This window comes from Mesorhizobium sp. WSM4809 (assembly GCF_055811655.1).
In genome coordinates this window covers 411,762-428,337 of the sequence record NZ_JBVVQW010000001.1, presented here as the reverse complement: position 1 = coordinate 428,337, position 16,576 = coordinate 411,762, and the positions used below count along the sequence as shown (strand labels likewise).

Annotated in this window: 14 protein-coding genes; 12 read left to right on the top strand and 2 right to left on the bottom strand. The window is 63.1% G+C overall.

Going from position 1 to position 16,576, the window contains the following annotated elements; genetic code table 11:
* The first annotated feature begins 23 nt into the window (after positions 1 to 23).
* From AC0L24_RS01815 to AC0L24_RS01800, 4 genes are all read left to right on the top strand, one after another.
* A complete protein-coding gene (locus AC0L24_RS01815) occupies positions 24 to 959 on the top strand; it encodes a substrate-binding domain-containing protein (RefSeq protein WP_013532868.1) in 936 nt (311 codons plus the stop codon).
* Between the two features lie 114 nt (positions 960 to 1,073).
* Positions 1,074 to 2,060, top strand: a complete 987-nt coding sequence (locus AC0L24_RS01810; protein ID WP_127269325.1) for an ABC transporter permease — start codon at positions 1,074 to 1,076, stop codon at positions 2,058 to 2,060.
* Positions 2,061 to 2,063: 3 nt separating this feature from the next.
* Positions 2,064 to 2,855, top strand: a complete 792-nt coding sequence (locus AC0L24_RS01805) for an ATP-binding cassette domain-containing protein (protein WP_128363934.1) — start codon at positions 2,064 to 2,066, stop codon at positions 2,853 to 2,855.
* Between the two features lie 136 nt (positions 2,856 to 2,991).
* Positions 2,992 to 4,014, top strand: a complete 1,023-nt coding sequence (locus AC0L24_RS01800) for a LacI family DNA-binding transcriptional regulator (RefSeq protein ID WP_473563362.1) — start codon at positions 2,992 to 2,994, stop codon at positions 4,012 to 4,014.
* Between the two features lie 329 nt (positions 4,015 to 4,343).
* Here the strand turns inward: AC0L24_RS01800 and AC0L24_RS01795 are convergent, their stop codons facing one another.
* Positions 4,344 to 4,934 (bottom strand): TetR/AcrR family transcriptional regulator, encoded by a 591-nt coding sequence (locus AC0L24_RS01795; RefSeq protein WP_127270239.1) that lies wholly within the window; start codon positions 4,932 to 4,934, stop codon positions 4,344 to 4,346.
* A 242-nt stretch (positions 4,935 to 5,176) separates the two neighbouring features.
* Between AC0L24_RS01795 and AC0L24_RS01790 the strand changes: the two genes are divergently transcribed.
* Genes AC0L24_RS01790 through AC0L24_RS01780 form a run of 3 tightly spaced genes read left to right on the top strand, consistent with a single transcriptional unit; the run spans position 5,177 to position 9,768 of the window.
* Positions 5,177 to 5,431 carry a hypothetical protein gene (locus AC0L24_RS01790; RefSeq protein ID WP_127270242.1) on the top strand — a complete coding sequence of 85 codons (255 nt, stop codon included), beginning with the start codon at positions 5,177 to 5,179 and terminating at the stop codon, positions 5,429 to 5,431.
* Positions 5,425 to 8,601, top strand: coding sequence for an efflux RND transporter permease subunit (locus tag AC0L24_RS01785; protein ID WP_127270244.1), 3,177 nt, complete (start codon positions 5,425 to 5,427; stop codon positions 8,599 to 8,601). The genes AC0L24_RS01790 and AC0L24_RS01785 overlap by 7 nt, the downstream gene beginning before the upstream one ends.
* 15 nt (positions 8,602 to 8,616) lie before the next feature.
* Positions 8,617 to 9,768: an efflux RND transporter periplasmic adaptor subunit gene (locus AC0L24_RS01780; RefSeq protein ID WP_127320305.1), complete on the top strand. Its 1,152-nt coding sequence runs from the start codon at positions 8,617 to 8,619 to the stop codon at positions 9,766 to 9,768.
* Between the two features lie 22 nt (positions 9,769 to 9,790).
* Here AC0L24_RS01780 and AC0L24_RS01775 read toward each other — a convergent pair whose 3' ends face one another.
* Positions 9,791 to 10,723, bottom strand: coding sequence for a LysR substrate-binding domain-containing protein (locus AC0L24_RS01775; protein WP_473563360.1), 933 nt, complete (start codon positions 10,721 to 10,723; stop codon positions 9,791 to 9,793).
* A 102-nt stretch (positions 10,724 to 10,825) separates the two neighbouring features.
* Here AC0L24_RS01775 and AC0L24_RS01770 point away from each other — a divergent pair, with 102 nt between their 5' ends.
* The 5 genes from AC0L24_RS01770 to AC0L24_RS01750 all read left to right on the top strand — a co-directional run bounded on the left by AC0L24_RS01770 (position 10,826) and on the right by AC0L24_RS01750 (position 16,576).
* The gene (locus AC0L24_RS01770; protein ID WP_127811043.1) at positions 10,826 to 11,614 is read left to right on the top strand and encodes a HalD/BesD family halogenase; all 789 of its coding nucleotides are present in this window, start codon (positions 10,826 to 10,828) and stop codon (positions 11,612 to 11,614) included.
* Positions 11,615 to 11,720: 106 nt separating this feature from the next.
* Positions 11,721 to 12,413 (top strand): GntR family transcriptional regulator, encoded by a 693-nt coding sequence (locus tag AC0L24_RS01765; protein ID WP_023808713.1) that lies wholly within the window; start codon positions 11,721 to 11,723, stop codon positions 12,411 to 12,413.
* 36 nt (positions 12,414 to 12,449) lie between these two features.
* Positions 12,450 to 13,556: a mandelate racemase/muconate lactonizing enzyme family protein gene (locus AC0L24_RS01760; protein WP_127811044.1), complete on the top strand. Its 1,107-nt coding sequence runs from the start codon at positions 12,450 to 12,452 to the stop codon at positions 13,554 to 13,556.
* A gap of 1 nt (position 13,557) precedes the next feature.
* On the top strand, positions 13,558 to 14,742 hold the full coding sequence (locus AC0L24_RS01755) for a mandelate racemase/muconate lactonizing enzyme family protein (RefSeq protein WP_473563359.1): 1,185 nt from the start codon (positions 13,558 to 13,560) through the stop codon (positions 14,740 to 14,742).
* Positions 14,743 to 14,911: 169 nt separating this feature from the next.
* The gene (locus AC0L24_RS01750; protein ID WP_127811046.1) at positions 14,912 to 16,576 is read left to right on the top strand and encodes an ABC transporter substrate-binding protein; all 1,665 of its coding nucleotides are present in this window, start codon (positions 14,912 to 14,914) and stop codon (positions 16,574 to 16,576) included.

Genomic DNA, 16,576 nt, shown 5'->3' with positions numbered 1-16,576 from the left:
ATCTACAAACGGGAGGAAATCAAATGCTGACACGGCTAAGACTCGTTCTATACGGCCTGTTGGTGGCGCTGATGGTGGTACCAGCAGCGGCACAGGCCAAGACGTTCTACTGGATTTCGCACGGCGGTCCGGCCGATCCGGTCTGGACCTATTTCCTGGCCGGCGCCAAGCAATGGGCCAAGGACACCGGCAACACCGTCAACACCTCGTTCCACAATGGCGATGTCGCCTCGCAGCAGGAAGCGGTTCGCGCCGCCCTCTCCGCCAAGGCCGATGGTATCGTCACGACGAGCCCCGATCCGGGCAGCCTGATCGAGATCGTCAAGGAAGCGCGTGCGGCGAAAGTGCCGATCATCAATTTCAACACGCCTGATCCGAAAGCCGACTTCAACGCCTATGTCGGCGGCGACAATGTCACCTTCGGCAAGCATTGGGCGCAGTATCTGGTCGACAAAGGCCTGGTGAAGAAAGGCGACTTCGTCTGGATGCCGGTCGAAATCCCCGGCGCCACCTATGGCGTGCAGGAAGAAGAAGGCATCAAGAGCGTCTTCGAGCCGCTCGGCATCACCTATGAAATCACGGAAGCCACGCTTGATCAGGCTGAAGTGATCAACCGCATGGTCGACTACCTCACGGCCAACAAGGCCAAGGTCAAGGCGATCATCGGCCTGGGCGATCTCGTCACCGGCTCGATCAAGCGGGTGTTCGACCAGGTCGGCATCAAGCCGGGCGAAATCCCGGTCGTCGGCTGGGGCAATTCGCTCGACACCACCCAGGAAGTGCTGAACGGCTATGTCAATGCCGGCCAGTGGCAGGACCCGCAGGCGACCAGCTATGTCGCGCTTTCGCTGGCCAATATGGCCGCCGGCGGCATTCCTCCGGGCTTCAACGTCATCACCGGCGCGCTCTACGAAAAAGACACCGCGCAAATCTACGATGACATCCTGTCCGGCAAGTAATATCCAATCCTAGCAGTCGCGGCCGCCCAACGGTCGCGACTGGCTCTCCATTTCGCCGAGCCCTTCGCACGCGATGTGCAACGCTCAGCCTTCCACTCATGTCGCGGATTGCCTGTGGAAAATCATTCGCTCGTCCAACGCCTGATCGCACGGCCGGAATTCGGCCCTTTCGTGCTGCTCGTCGTCGAGATCGCCGTTTTCTGGAGTTTCAACCACGACTTCCTGTCGCCGCAGAACATCTCCAACACGCTGGCCTTCACAGTCGAGCTCGGCCTGATCGCGCTGGCGATGACGCTGTTGATGACGTCGGGCGAGTTCGACCTCTCGGTCGGTTCCCTATTCGGCTTCTCGCCGGTCTTGATGTGGACCCTGTTCAACAGCGGCCTGACCTCCCTTGAGGTCGGCTTTGTCGCCGCGCTGCTGGTCGCCGCCTTCATCGGGCTGGTCAATGGCTGGTTCGTGACGCAGCTCAAGATCCCGTCCTTCCTGGTGACGCTCGGCATGCTGCTGGTGGTGCGCGGCACCGCTCTTTTCGTCACCGATGGTTTTCCGCAGCGCACCTGGACCGCGGAAGGCAGCTGGCTGGCGGAAGTGCTGGTCGGCGATTTCTTCATCGGCCCGTTCCGCATCTACATGTCGCTGTTCTGGTTCATCGCCGCGGCGATCGGGCTCGGCTATGTGCTGACGCAAAGCCGCACCGGCAACTGGATCCAGGCGGCCGGCGGCAACCCGAGTGCTGCAAGGGCGCGCGGCGTCAATGTCAGCGGCGTCAAGATCGGCCTGTTCGTGCTGTCGTCGGTCATGGCCTCGCTTGCCGGCGTCATCTCTTCGCTGCGCACTTCCGCCGCCAACCCCAACAGCGGTACCGGCTATGAGTTGGAAGTCATCGCCATGGTGGTGATCGGCGGAACCGCGCTGACCGGCGGGCGCGGCACGATCATCGGCACCGTGCTCGGCATCCTGATCCTGCGCGTGATGCGCAACGGCATCGTGCTGATCGGCGTGCCCGGTCTTGCCTACAACATCTTCATCGGCGCCATCATCCTCGGCATGATGGCGCTGCATTCATGGCTGGAACGCCGGCACCAGGCGGGGACTTGAACCATGGCCGAGCCACTGATCCGCATGACGAGCATCCGCAAGTCCTATGGCCGCGTGCAGGCGCTGGAGGATGCCAATTTCCATGTCAATGAACGGGAGATCGTCGGCTTGCTCGGCGACAATGGCGCCGGCAAGTCGACGCTGATCAAGGTGCTCTCGGGTGCCGTTCCGCTCACCAGCGGCGATATCTTCATTCGCGGCAAGAAGGTGAGCCTGCGCAGCACCAGCGACGCCATCGCCCACGGCATCGAGACGATCTACCAGGACTCGGCGCTGGTGACGCAACTGTCGATCGCCCGCAATCTGTTCCTCGGGCGCGAGCCGATCAAGCCGCCGCGCTTCCTCAACCGGATGGACCAGGATGCGATGAACACGGTTGCTCGCGACTTGCTCAAGCAGGTCGGCATCTCGAAGAACATCCCGCCGACGACGCCGATCGGCTCGCTCTCCGGCGGCGAGCGCCAGGCGGTGGCGATCGCGCGCGCCATGCATTTCGACAGCGACCTGATCATCCTCGACGAGCCGACCAACAATCTCGGCGTCGCCGAAACACAGGGTGTGCTGAGCTTCGTGCGCAACGCCCGCGATTCCGGCCATTCCTGCATTTTCATCGCCCACAACATCCACCATGTCTTCCAGGTGGTCGACCGCATCGTCGTCATGCGCCGCGGCAAGGTGGTTGCTGACGACATAGACCCCAAGAAGACCAGCGTGGCGGAGGTCGAACGGATCATCACCGGCATGTCGGACAAGGAGATCCGCGATGCCATCGCCGATGGCAAGCCATCGCACTGAAAATAGTGATGGGCGTCAATCACCCGTCACCTCTATCGCATCGCTTGTCTGACGCGCCATCGCATGGCGAACAGGATTGCAGCATGAAAGCCACAGTTTCGGATACCGCACGCAACTGCGGGCTGTGGGTTACGGCATGAAAGCCACTGTCTCCGATATCGCTCGTAGCTGCGGGCTATCGACCGCAACGGTCGACCGGGTGCTCAACAACCGGCCGGGTGCGAGTGCGGCCAATCGCCAGCGCGTCATGGAGGCGGCCAAGCAGCTCGGCTATCTGCCGGTCGCCGATCAGGTAACGCTACCCTCGCGGCCCGCCCACCTTGAATTCCTGCTGCCGATCGGCAGCAATGCCTTCATGCGCGATCTCGCCGGGCATATCGAGGACTACGCCGCGCGCCTGCCGCTTGTCGCCTCGTGCCGGATCCACAACCTCGCCGGTGTCTCGCCGAACGCGCTGCAGAGCGCTGTCGAAAACCTGTCGCTCAGGGCCAATGGCGTCGGCGTGATCGCCGTCGATCATCCGCGTACGCGCAACATCCTGCGCGACATCGTCGATGCCGGCATGCGCCTGGTGACGCTGGTGTCCGATGTTCCGGCGGCACCGCGCGCGGCCTATGTCGGCATCGACAACCGGGTGGCGGGACGAACGGCGGCGCTGCTGATGGGACGCTTCCTTGGCGGCCGCACCGGTCATCTGGCGATGGTCGTCGGCTCACGTTCCTATCGCGGCCACGAGGAACGCGAGATGGGTTTCCGCTCGGTGCTCAGTGAGGAGTTTCCGAATCTGACCGTCAGCAGCGCCGTCGAGGTCAACGACGAGCCCGATGCCAGCTACACCGAGACCATGAAGGCGCTGCACGACGAGCCGGAACTGCTTGGCATCTATTGCGTTGGAGCTGGACATTCGGGCGTTGCAAAGGCGATCCGCGAGGCCAGGCCGAACCGCAAGCCGGTGTTCATCTGCCACGATCTGACCAAGGACACGCGCGGTCATCTCGTCGACGACCTGCTCGATGTCGTCATCGACCAGAATGCGCGGCTGATCGCGGAACAGTCGGTTATTCGCCTGCTCGGCTCGATCGCGTCGGCAGCGCCCTATCTGACCAAGAAGTTCATCGAACCGCGGCTGATTTTCAGGGAAAACGTCCCGGTGCAGTAATGCGAAATGGCTTGGCTAAACCGGGTTTCCGGATTTGTACGATAATTGGCACGGCAAATCTGCACAGCAGCTATGCAAGTTTCTTTGTTGCCGAATCGTTGGGCAACTCGTAGGTTCTGGTTGTCGGCCATCTACTCCTCCCAGATGCGATGCCGACGCTGAATGGGGTGCACCTCCTCCCGCGCCACATTCGAAAATCGAGCCCGCTGCCACCTCCTCCCGGCAGCGGGCTTTTTTCGTTTGGCCGACAGGGATGGCGGCACAGCGACACCAAAGCGCGCCCAGTCATCACGCGATGAATGGCGCACATGGACAGGCGACAGGTCACCTCAACCTGCGGCGGCGCCCCGGAAAGAAACGATCAATCCTTCAGCCATGCGCACGAACTGCGTGCTCGGACCTTCCGACCCTACGGTCTGCACGCTAACCCGCGCGCCCTCGAGCAGAAGCGACAGCGTATCGGCGAGCAGTTCAGCCTGGCCGATGCCCGCATCCCGACATAGCGTCACAAGGCGCTCGCGCTGGGCTTCCTTGAGCTCCTTGATCACCAGCCTGGCCGGATGGTCCGGCTCGGTCAGCTCAGCGGCGGCGTTGGCCATGTCGCAGCCGCGCCCGTCCGCATTGAGCATGGCAGCCGCCTTGCGAACCCAGGCATGCAGCTGGGCAAGCTTGTCACCAGGAAATTCGGCCTCGAACGCATCCCACATAGCGCCGGCCTTGGCCGCATTGGCGCGCAGGCATTCGACGATCAGTTCGTCCTTGGATTCGAAGTGACGATAGAGCGTCATCTTGTTCGTGCCGGCAGCTTCGGTGATGGCGTCGACGCCGACACCCTTGATGCCATGCTTGTGGAACATGTCGCGTGCCGTCTCCAGGATCCGATCCCGGGGACGAGAGCGCTCCACGATGCCGTCTGCCATCATGATCTCCTTTCGTTTCCAAAAAACCCTCGGCCACCTCTTGACTAGGGTGTTACCGGTCTGTAACTTCCAGAATGTTACTTACTGGTAACACCTATATCGTCCACCGTCAATAACAAGGCCGTGAACTGGCCCTGCCGACGAGAGGGACAAGAAACTGCCAATCATGCGGCCTCGGCCGGTGAAAAGATGAAAACGGTTCGCGAGCACGTGCTGCGAGTCGACAGACAAGGAGCCGGCCAATGCCACAGCGCCGCGATCTTACCATAGATGAAGCCGTCCGGGATCCGATGATCCGGCTGGTCATGAGAGCCGATGGCGTCGACCCGCGCGCCTTCGAGACGATGCTGCGCTCGCTTGCCGATGCGCAGCGCAACGAGGTGCCGTTGCTGCATTCGCGGGACGACCTCGGTGACAAGCGCGGTCAAAGACTGTCCAGCGTCGCCAGCGCCTTCGGGCGGGCAAGAGCAGCCGGGGAGGCTTGCGTCTCGTGGTAAACTTTTTCATCCACCGTCCGATCTTCGCCTCGGCGATCGCCATCATCATGGTGCTCGCCGGGTCGATTTGTTATTTCCTGCTGCCCGTCTCGCAGTTTCCCGACATCACGCCGCCGCAGGTCGTGGTCAGCGCCCACTATCCAGGCGCCAGCGCGCAAGTGGTGGCCGATACGGTGACAACGCCGCTGGAGCAGCAGATCAACGGCGTGCAGGGGATGACCTACATGTCGTCGACGAGCTCCAATGACGGCTCCTCGACCATCACCATCACCTTCGATGTCGGCTATTCGCTGAGCACCGCCGCCGTCGACGTGCAGAACCGCGTCTCGCAGGCCGCCTCGTCGCTGCCGGCGATCGTCAACCAGGGCGGCGTGACGATCAAGAAGCAGAACCCGAACTTCGTCCTCATCGTCAACCTGACTTCGCCCGACAGTTCGGTCGATCCGGTGGCGCTGAGCAACCTTGCCTATCTGCAGGTGGTCGATCCGCTGAAGCGCCTGCCCGGCGTCGGCGATGTGCAGATCTTCGGCGAGCGGCGCTATTCGATGCGCGTCTGGCTCGATCCCGACAAGCTCGCCAATCTCGGCATCACCGCGGTCGATGTGCAGAACGCCATCGCCGAGCAGAATGTCCAGGTGGCGGCCGGCAAGATCGGCCAATCGCCGGCACCCGCCGGCACCGCCTTCGAGATGCAGGTCAACGCCGTCGGCCGGTTGAGCGATCCAAAGGAATTCGGCGACATCGTCGTGCGCGCCAACACCGACACCGGCTCGCTGGTCAGGCTGCGCGACGTCGCCCGCATCGAGCTCGGCGCACTGCAATATTCGTCGTCGGCCTTCTTCGGCAAGGACCCGACCGTGGTGCTCGCCGTCTACCAGATGCCCGGCTCCAACGCGCTCGATCTGCAGCAGCGCGTCAAAGACAAGATGCAGGAGCTGTCGGGCCGCTTCCCGAAGGGCGTGTCCTATGCAATGCACTACGACACGACGCGCTTCGTCTCGGCGTCGATGCATGACGTGCTGATCACGCTCGGCGAAGCGCTGGTGCTGGTCGTCGCCGTGGTGTTCCTCTTCCTGCAAAGCTGGCGCACGACGATCATCCCGACCATCGCCATTCCGGTGTCGCTGGTGGCGACGCTGGTCGTCATGGAGATGCTCGGCTTCTCGCTCAACATGCTCTCCCTGCTCGGCATGGTGCTGGCGATCGGCCTCGTCGTCGACGACGCCATCGTCGTGGTTGAGAATGTCGAACGACAGCTGGAGGCCGGGCTCAAGCCGCTTGCGGCGACCAAGGCCGCAATGCGCGAGGTCACCGGACCGATCATCGCCACCACCGCGGTGCTGATGGCGGTGTTCGTGCCGGTCGCCTTCATTCCCGGCGTCTCCGGCAAGCTCTACAACCAGTTCGCGCTGACGGTGGCGATTTCCGTCGGCATCTCGGCCTTCAACTCGCTGACGCTCAGTCCCGCGCTCAGCGCGGCCTTCCTGCGGCATCGCGGCGAGACGCAGTTCGCTCCGTTCCGCTGGTTCAACACCGGCTTCGACAGGCTGTCGCACGCCTACGCCAATGGCGTACGCATTCTCATCCGCTTGCGCTGGATCATGCTCGGCCTGTTCGCGGCCGGCCTGGTCGCCACCTACTTCGTCTGGCAGCGCCTGCCCTCGACCTTCCTTCCGGTCGAGGACCAGGGCTATTTCTTCGTCGTCATCCAGTTGCCCGACGGCGCGTCGCTGGAACGCACCGACGCGGTGGCGCAGAAGGCGCGCGACATCCTGCAGGCGACGCCCGGCGTCGAGATTGTCGGCTCGATCAGCGGCCTGAATTTCCTGACCAGTGCGGCGCAGTCGAATTCGGCGGTCGAATTCGCCATCCTGAAGCCGTGGGAGGAGCGCGGCCCCGACCAGAGCGCGTCGAAGCTCGTCGCCGATGTGCGCGGCAAGCTGATGCAGATCCCTGAAGCTTTCGCGCTGAGCTTCGATCCGCCCTCTATCCCGGGTATCGGCACCACAGGCGGCTTCGAATTCGTCGTCGAGGATTTGACCGGCCGCGGCAGTTCAGCCCTCAACGATGCGACGCAAGCCGTGATCGCCGAGGCGCGCAAGCAGCCGGAAATCAACCCGCAGCAGCTGTTCTCGCCATTCTCGACCTCGACGCCGCAGTTCAACTACGACCTCGACCGCAGCAAGGCCAAGCTGCTCGGCCTCAATCTGCCCGATGTCTTCAACACGCTGCAGATCTATCTCGGCTCGCTCTACGTCAACGACTTCAACCTGTTCGGCCGCACCTTCCGGGTGACCATCCAGGCCGACAAGGATGCACGTGCGGGTGCCGCCGACATTTCGCGGCTCTATGTGCGCAATGCCTCCGGCGGCATGGTGCCGCTCTCGACGCTGGGCAAACTCGTGCCCTTCGTCGGCCCGGAGACCGTGCCGCATTACAACAACAATGCCTCGGCCTCGATCAATGGCGGTGCCGCACCCGGCTTTTCCTCGGGCCAGGCGGTTGCCGCGATGGAACGGGCCGCCGCCATTGCGCTGCCAAGGGATTTCGGTTTCGAATGGACCGGCATCACCTTCCAGGAGCTCAAGGCAGGATCGATCGCGTCCGTCGTCTTCGGCCTCGCCATCGTCTTCGTCTTCCTGATCCTGGCGATGCAGTATGAGAGCTGGGCGATGCCGTTCATGGTGCTGTTGGCGGTGCCACTGGCCCTGTTCGGCGCCTTCGTGGCCCTGTTGCTGCGTGGCATGCAGATCGACGTCTACTCGCAGATAGGCTTCGTCATGCTGATCGGCCTGGCGGCCAAGAACGCGATCCTGATCGTCGAGTTCGCAAGGCGACGGCGCGAAGAAGGCCTCAGCATCGTCGACGCGGCGATGGAGGCGGCACGGCTCAGGCTGCGGCCGATCCTGATGACGGCCTTCGCCTTCATCCTCGGCGTGCTGCCGCTGATGTTTGCGACCGGCGCCGGTGCGGCAAGCCGGCAGTCGATCGGCACCACCGTGTTCGGCGGCATGGTCGCGGCGACCATCCTGTCGCTGGTGTTCGTGCCGGTGTTCTACGCGGTCATCGAACAGCTGCGCGAACGCCGCGGCAATGACGAGCCCGCCTCTCAAGACAATGAACCAACGACTGAGCCCGCCTTGCGCCCCCTGGCGGAAGCGGCCGAATAAGATTGGAGACTGATCATGCGTAAATGGAAAATCGCGTTGGGAACGGCCGTCGCGCTGGGAGCGATCTCGGTGGCCAGCGTCCACCTGCTCGACATGGGCAACCTCAGCCTCAATGCCGGCACGGCCGCGGCGACGCCTGCTCCGGCGGCATTCGTCATGCCGGTGCCGGTGGTTAGTGTCGTCAAGAAGACGATCCCGATCTACCTGGACTATGCCGCGCGGACGGAACCGATCCGCAGCATCACCTTGCAGGCCAGGATTCCGGGCTATCTGCAGGAGCAGACCGCAGCCGACGGCGTCGACGTCCGGCAAGGCGACCTTCTCTACAAAATCTCGCCTGACGACTTCCAGGCGGCTCTCGACCAGGCCAAGGCGCAAGTGCAGCGCGATACGGCGACGCTCGACTATGCCCGCTCCAACCTCGGTCGCGGCACCGAGCTCGCCAAGAGCGGCTACCTCGCCAAGGACGGCTTCGACCAGCGCACCAGCACCTTGCGCGAGGCACAGGCGTCGCTGGCGGTCAACCAAGCGGCGGTCCGCACGGCAGAGCTCAATCTGAGCTACGCCGAAATCCGGGCGCCGTTTGCCGGGCGTCTCGGCCGCAACCAGGCTTCGGTCGGAACGCTGGTCAGCGTTGCCGGCACCGTGCTCAACACGCTGGTGCAACTCGATCCGATCTACGTCACCTTCAACCCGAGCGAGACGGATCTGGCCGAGATCGAGCAAGCCCGTGCGAACGGCCCGATCGAAGTGGAGGTGCTGCTCCCCGGCCAGACCGAGGCCAGCCAGAAGGGCGAGCTTACCTTCATCGACAATTCGGTCGACCGCTCGACCGGCACGATCACGGCGCGCGCAACGATCGGTAACGGCAAGTTCACGCTGCTGCCCGGCCAATATGTTCGTGTCCGGCTGCATGTGAGAGAGCAGGCCGACGCGCTGATGGTGCCGCAGACGGCGCTGGGCTCGAGCCAGCTCGGCAAATATCTCTATGTCGTCGGCAAGGACAACACGGTCGACCAGCGGCTGGTTTCGCTCGGACCGACGAGCGGCGGTCAGGTCGCCATCCTCAGCGGCGTCGCCGAGGGCGACCAGGTGATCACGGGCAATCTGCAGAAGATCGGACCCGGAGCGCCTGTATCGCCGATACCGGAAAAGCCGGCCACCTGAACACCCCCGTCAGGACCCGGCTTCAGCGCGGCGCCCCCCCCCCCCCCCCGGGGGGGGGCGCCGCTCGACTGAGCAGTTCCACCAGACCGGCAACATCGGCGCGGTCGGCCTTGGCCGGCGGCATGAATGCACAGTAGGGATGCCCGAGGCGCACCGAGACGGAGGAGAGCGCAATCAGCCGACCGGCCGCCAGATCGGCGCGCGCCATGACCCGCTGGCCAAGCGCGATGCCCAGGCCCAGCCTTGCCGAGGCGATCGCAAGGCTGGACAGGCCGACGCGCCGCCCGTGCGACGGGTTGGGTGAGCGGCTGCCGCCGGAGGCCGCAAACCAGTCAGCCCAGGTGGGGTGCGAGGCATAGTTCGGCCCCCAATTGGTGTGGATGAACTGGCTCTCGTGCAAATCCGCCAGACTGGTATCGCCATTGCCGTGCCGGTGCCAGAATTCCGGTGCGCAGACAGGCAGGACGTCGTCATGGACGAGACGGACGAGTTTCAATCCGGGATAGTGATAATCGCCATAGCTGATGCGCAGGTCGATGTTCTGGCGCATCAGGTCGACCGGATCGTCCTCGACCCGAACGTCGATCGCCATCTGCGGAAAGGCATCGAGAAGTACCGCCAGCCTCGGCGCCAGCCACAGTTCGGCCAGCGAGAACGGCACGCTGACGACCAGGCGCGTCCGCATCCCGCCCTCCAGCATGCGCTGGCCTATAGCGGCGATGTCTCCCAAAGCCTTCGCGGTCTGTGGATAGATGGCGTGGCCGGCATCGGTGAGCGCAATGCGGTTGCCGGTGCGCACGAACAATTGCTTGCCGAACCAGTTCTCAAGATTGCGTATCTGCTGGCTGACCGCTGCAGAGGACACGCCGAGTTCAGAAGCGGCCAAGGTGAAGCTGCCGGCACGGGCGGCAACTTCAAAAGCCTTGATCGCATTCAGCGGCGGCAACCGTTCCACAACAGATCCATAAGTTTTTCTTGCTCAATCCTAATTATTTTCGACGTTGAGAGAAAGATTTTTTTGCCGTCTCATAGGCTCGAAACCTCCGGAGCCATGACGATGAAAGACATCCTCGATCTCGACCGCTATCCGCTCGACCGCGAAGGCAGCGCCGAATGGCAGCGCCTTGTCGAACAATCCGTCGCCGCGCTCGAAGCCGACGGCATGTTCAATCTGGAAGGGTTTTTGCGCCCCGGCGTGGCGGAACAAGCCGTGCGCGAAATCCAGCCGGTGATGGCCGCGCGCTCGCATGTGCACAAGCGGATGCACAACATCTACTTCAAGCCTGACATCCCCGAGCTTGCACCCGACCATCCGGCGCTGCGCAAGGTGGAGACCATCAGCCACACCGTCTGTGCCGACCAGATTCCGGCCAGCGTCGTGCTCGCCATCTACGAATACGAACCGCTGCTGCGCTTCCTGGCGGCCACGATGGGCAAGACCAGGCTGCATGTCATGCAGGATCCGCTGGCGCGAACCAATGTCATGGCCTATCGCGCCGGCGAAGCTTTGAACTGGCATTTCGATCGTTCCGAATTCACGACGACGCTGCTGCTGCAGGCAGCGGAATACGGCGGCGACCTCGAATACCGCACCGATCTGCGATCTGACAGCAATCCCAACTATGACGGCGTCGCAAGGCTGCTGGACGGGCGCGACCCCGATGCAAAGATCCTGCGCATGAAGCCCGGCACGCTGAATGTCTTCCGCGGCAAAAACACCGCGCATCGCGTCACCACGGTCGAAGGCGAGCGCGAGCGCATGATCGCGGTGTTTTCCTACTATGAAAAGCCCGGCGTGATGTTCAGCCCCGAGGAGCGGGTCGGCTTCTACGGCCGTGCCGCCTGAGACCGAAAGGCCGACATGCCAACGGCCCCAAGAATCCGAAGATGACCTCTTGTTAGATTGTCGACAATCTGCTTGTCTTGCTTTCGATTTCCCTGGGAGTGGCCGAATGGCGAAAGCGGATTTCAGTCCGATTGCGGACACGACGCGACGCGCCGAGATCGTCGCGCTGTTGCGGCGCGCGATCCTGACCGGGCAGCTCGCACCCGGCCAGAAGCTCAACGAGCTGCGGATTTCCGAACAGATGCGGGTCAGCCGCGCGCCGTTGCGCGAGGCAATGCGCGAACTGGTCCAGGAAGGCATCCTGACCAGCATCCCCTATGCCGGCACCTTCGTCATCGAGGTCACAGCCAAGGACATCGACGATGCCTATTCGTTCAACAAGGTGATGGACGAACTGGCCATCGAGCGGGCGTGGCCGCTGCGCGACCAGCGCTTCTTCGACGAGCTCGACCGGCGTCACGAAGCCGTGAAGCAGGCGACCCGTGCGTTGGACACGACACGCCAAATCGAAACCGCGCTGCAACTGCATGGCCTGATCTACGAATGGGCCGACAATTCGGTGCTGCTGGAAACCTGGCAGCGGCTGACCAGCCGGCTGCAGATGTATTTTGCGCTCCACCAGCATGCCCGCAATGAGCCGGTGCCGGCCGAAGACGTTCACGAAACCTATGTGCGGTTGCTGAAGGGCAAGGACATGCGTGCAGCCCAGCGCCATGCCAGGGAGCACATCGATCTCGATTTCGAGGAGTTGCTTGCCTATGCGCGCGGCCTCGAACAACGCCCGTCGAGGGGCGCCTGACCCGTTCCCCACCATCACAGACAGCGGACAAGACACGTGCAGATCGAAACCATCAAGGCCTACCATGTCGTGCAGCCCTTCGTGGACGGGCCATACCGCATGTCGAAGGGGCGCGAGGCCGACGCTTTCGACGCGGTGATCGTGTCCATTGCATCAGACAGCGGTATCACCGGCTGGGGCGAGATGGCGCCGCTCGGCAATTTTTACTCGGCAGCCTTCCCGGCCGGCGTTCGCGCCGGCGTGGTCGAGATCGCGCCGCATCTGATCGGCCATGATCCGCGCGGACTAGCCAGCATCGGCCGGCTGATGGACACGGTGTTCAAGGGTCATCCCTACATCAAGTCGGCGCTCGACATGGCCTGCTGGGATCTGGCGGGGCGCGCCGCCGACGTGCCGCTGGTCACGCTGCTCGGCGGCAAGGAAAGCGACACCGCAGAACTCTATAAGGTCGTCACGCACGGCAGCGTCGACGCCATGGCCGCGCTGGCCAAGCGCATCGTCAAGGACGGCTTCCACCGGCTACAGGTCAAGGTCGGCGGCAATGTGCATGACGACATCGAGCGTGTCACCGCGGTCGCCGCCTCGGTGCCGAAAGGTACGGTCATCTTCTGCGACGCCAATGCCGGCTGGACGCCCTATCAGGCGCGCCAGTTCGCCGACGCGACGCGCGCCATCGACTACACGTTCGAGCAGCCCTGCACGACGATCGACGAGAACATGTCGGTTCGCCGCATGCTTGACAAACCGATGGTGCTCGACGAATCCGTCACCTCGCTCGAGGCGATGCTGGAAATTCATCGCCTGGGTGCGGCCGACGGGCTGACCCTGAAGATCTCGCGCCTTGGCGGGGTGACGAAGACGCGCCAGATCCGCGACGTTGCCGTCGACCTCGGCTTCATGATCACGGTCGAGGACACGGGCGGCGCCGAGATCGACACCGCGGCGATGGCGCATCTGTCGCTGTCGACGCCGGAAGAGCGCCGGCTGCATGCCATCGCCTTCCATGAATGGGTGACGGTGCGCACGGCGTCGAACATGCCCCCGGTCACCGGCAGCCGCATGGGCGTTCCAGATGGCCCCGGCCTTGGCATCGATGTCGTTCCCGATTTGCTCGGGAAGCCCTTCTTCGAGGTCGGCCGCTGAGATGAAGATCCGCAGCATCAAAGCCACGCCGATCAATTTGCGCCTCGAAGCGCCCTATGCCTGGGTGTTCGGCGAGCTCGACGGATTTTCGCCGACGATTGTCGAGGTCGAGACCGAGGATGGCTTGATTGGCCTTGGCGAAGCGCCGATGCCAGCGGCGGCCGCGATTATCAACGATGTCCTGGCGCCACGGCTGGTCGGCCGCGATGCCTTCGACATCGCCGGCGCCGAGCATGTCTGCCTGCCCTTTTGGACCGGCGTGCAGTCGATCAACGACCGCACCCGCATCATGGCCTTCGGCGCCATCGAGATGGCGTTGTGGGACCTGCGCGGGAAGGCGTGGAACCAGCCGCTCTACCAGTTGCTTGGCGGCGCCGTGCGCAAGGACATCCCGTTCACCGACTATTTTTCGCTGCGCGGTGACGGGCCGAAGGTGAAGGGCGAGACGACGCCCGAGGAAGTCGCCGACTATTGCGTCGAATTGCACGAGACGCATGGAACGACCTTCTTCGAAGGCAAGTTCTCGACCGAAGATCCGAAAGTCTCGCTCAGGATGGTCGAGCTGATCCGCAAGAAACTCGGCGACGATGCGATGATCCGTATCGATTCCAACCAGGCTTATTCACTCAGCACCGCGCGGCGGCTGGCGCGCCCGCTGGAAGAGTTGGGCGTGCGCAACTGGGAGGATCCGGTGGCGACGATCGAGGAGATGCGCGAATTGCGGCGCCATTGCTCGATCCCGTTCTCGACCCACAACATCGACATTGCGCGCGCCATGGAAACCAAGGTTCCGGACGCGTTCGTCGGCAACCCGACGACGCATGGCGGCATCGGCCGGCTACTGCGCTTCGTTGGCGCCTGCGAGCACGCCGGCATCGATTTCTGGTGCTACAGCGGCGACAGCGGCATCGGCAGTGCCGCCTATCTGCACCTGTGCGCGGCACTTGGTTGGATCAGGGAGCCGAACCAGTCGCTGTTTCGCATGCTGCCGATGGATGTCACCGAGGAAGGGCCGTTTTCGCCGAGAAACAATTTCGTGCGCGTTCCGGAAGGTCCCGGTCTCGGCGTCACCTTGTCGCGCAAGAACCTCGCTGCCTGTCACAGAGACTTTACCGAGAAAGGACCGTGCAACAAGTATCATGACCCGGCAAAACCCGGAACCTATCGCCGTTTGCCGCTGAACTAGACGGCGGAAGCAGTGCAGCCAGGAAGCCGGCGCGTCCACGCCACGACTGGATGGACCGGACAAAACCGCATGCTAAGGTTCCTGTCGACAGGCCTCTCTGGCGGCGGGAAAATGGAGCAATCCACGAAATTTCGTCAACCATAAGAAATAGGGGAAAGGGTAAAAACCCATGAGCAAGAACTACAGCATTCTCGACCTGATCCGGCGCAATCGCACGCCGCTTGAAAATCACCTGATCGACGGCCTTGTCGACGGTCGTGTCAGCCGCCGCGACTTCGTCCGTCACGGCAGCCTGCTCGGCCTGTCGCTGCCGCTGCTGGGCCGTATCGGCATGGCAGCCGGCCTCGGCGGCATGCCGTCGCTGGCGCGCGCCCAGGGCGCGCCCGGCGCCACCATCCGTGTCGCCAGCAGCGTGCCGGCAGCGACGATCGACCCGGTCACCATTGCCGACGCCGGCGGCTTGCTTGTCATGCAGCAGGTTGCCGAGTTTCTCTGCGTCGACGGTCCCGATCTGGTGCTGCAGCCGGCGCTGGCCGAGAGCTGGAAGCCGAACGACAACGGCACGGTTTGGACCTTCAAGCTGCGCAAGGGCGTAAAATTCCACAGCGGCGGCGAGATGAAGGCCGAGGACGTCGTGGCCAGCATCGACCGCCTTGCCGATCCGGCAAACTCGTCCAACGCGCTGTCGGTGTTCAACGGCATCCTGCAGAAGGGCGCCTCCAAGAAGGTCGACGACTACACGGTGGAATTCCACCTCGATGCGCCGAACGGCAACTTCCCCTACATGCTGTCGTCCGACAACTACAACGCCGTCATCATCCCGGCGAGTTACAAGGGCGACTACGAGAAGAGCTTCGACGGCACCGGGCCGTTCAGAATAGAGAAATACACGGCAAAGGTCGGCGCCTCCTTCGTCCGCAACGAAGACTATTGGGGTCCGAAGGCACTGCCGGAACGCACCGAATTCACCTTCTTCACCGATATGCAGCCGCAGATCCTGGCGCTGCAGGGCGGACAGGTCGACATCATCAACCAGATGCCCGTGCTGGCCGGCGTCGCTCTGCTCAACGATCCCAACGTCGACATCATCAGCCTGAAGTCGTCGGCCCATCAGCAACTGCACATGCGCTGCGACGAGGGTCCGTTGAAGGATGCGCGCGTGCGCCGTGCCATTGCGCTCTGCCTCGATCGCGACAAGCTGGCCGCCGGCCTGATGAAGGGACGCTCCGCTCTAGGCAATGACAGCCCGTTCGCCGCCGTCTATCCTTCGACCGATACGAGCGTGCCGCAACGCAAGCAGGATATCGCCCAGGCCAAGCAGCTTATGGAAGCAGCCGGCCTTGGCCAGGGCTTCAAGATAACCCTGACCACCGAACGCTACCTGGAAATCCCCGAATACGCCCAGCTAATCCAAAACTGGGTCAAGGAGATCGGTGTCCAACTCGACCTCAACATCCTCGACCAAAGCGGCTATTACGGAGACGCGGTGTTCGGCAAGTCGAACTGGCTGGATTCGGTGATGGGCATCACCGACTATGGTCACCGCGGCGTGCCGAACGTCTATCTCGCGGCACCGCTGAAGAGTGAAGGCACCTGGAACGCGGCACACTTCAAGAACAAGGACTATGACGCGCTGGCGACCAGCTACATCGCAGCCCTCGACCTCGAGGCACAGAAGGCCGACGCCGGCAAGATCCAGAAGCTGCTGCTCGAGGAAACGCCTGTCATCTTCGGCTATTTCTACGACTATCTCACGGCGACGGCGAAGGGTGTGGCCGGCGTGCAGCCGACCGCCATGTCGCAGCTGTTCCTCGACAAGGCATCGAAGGCCTGA

Excerpts from the sequence above, each read along its gene's own strand:
- AC0L24_RS01815 (WP_013532868.1), top strand. The coding sequence starts at position 24 with ATGCTGACACGGCTAAGACTCGTTCTATACGGCCTGTTGGTGGCGCTG.
- AC0L24_RS01805 (WP_128363934.1), top strand. The coding sequence starts at position 2,064 with ATGGCCGAGCCACTGATCCGCATGACGAGCATCCGCAAGTCCTATGGC.
- AC0L24_RS01800 (WP_473563362.1), top strand. The coding sequence starts at position 2,992 with ATGAAAGCCACTGTCTCCGATATCGCTCGTAGCTGCGGGCTATCGACC.
- AC0L24_RS01795 (WP_127270239.1), bottom strand. The coding sequence starts at position 4,934 with ATGGCAGACGGCATCGTGGAGCGCTCTCGTCCCCGGGATCGGATCCTG.
- AC0L24_RS01790 (WP_127270242.1), top strand. The coding sequence starts at position 5,177 with ATGCCACAGCGCCGCGATCTTACCATAGATGAAGCCGTCCGGGATCCG.
- AC0L24_RS01780 (WP_127320305.1), top strand. The coding sequence starts at position 8,617 with ATGCGTAAATGGAAAATCGCGTTGGGAACGGCCGTCGCGCTGGGAGCG.
- AC0L24_RS01770 (WP_127811043.1), top strand. The coding sequence starts at position 10,826 with ATGAAAGACATCCTCGATCTCGACCGCTATCCGCTCGACCGCGAAGGC.
- AC0L24_RS01765 (WP_023808713.1), top strand. The coding sequence starts at position 11,721 with ATGGCGAAAGCGGATTTCAGTCCGATTGCGGACACGACGCGACGCGCC.
- AC0L24_RS01755 (WP_473563359.1), top strand. The coding sequence starts at position 13,558 with ATGAAGATCCGCAGCATCAAAGCCACGCCGATCAATTTGCGCCTCGAA.
- AC0L24_RS01750 (WP_127811046.1), top strand. The coding sequence starts at position 14,912 with ATGAGCAAGAACTACAGCATTCTCGACCTGATCCGGCGCAATCGCACG.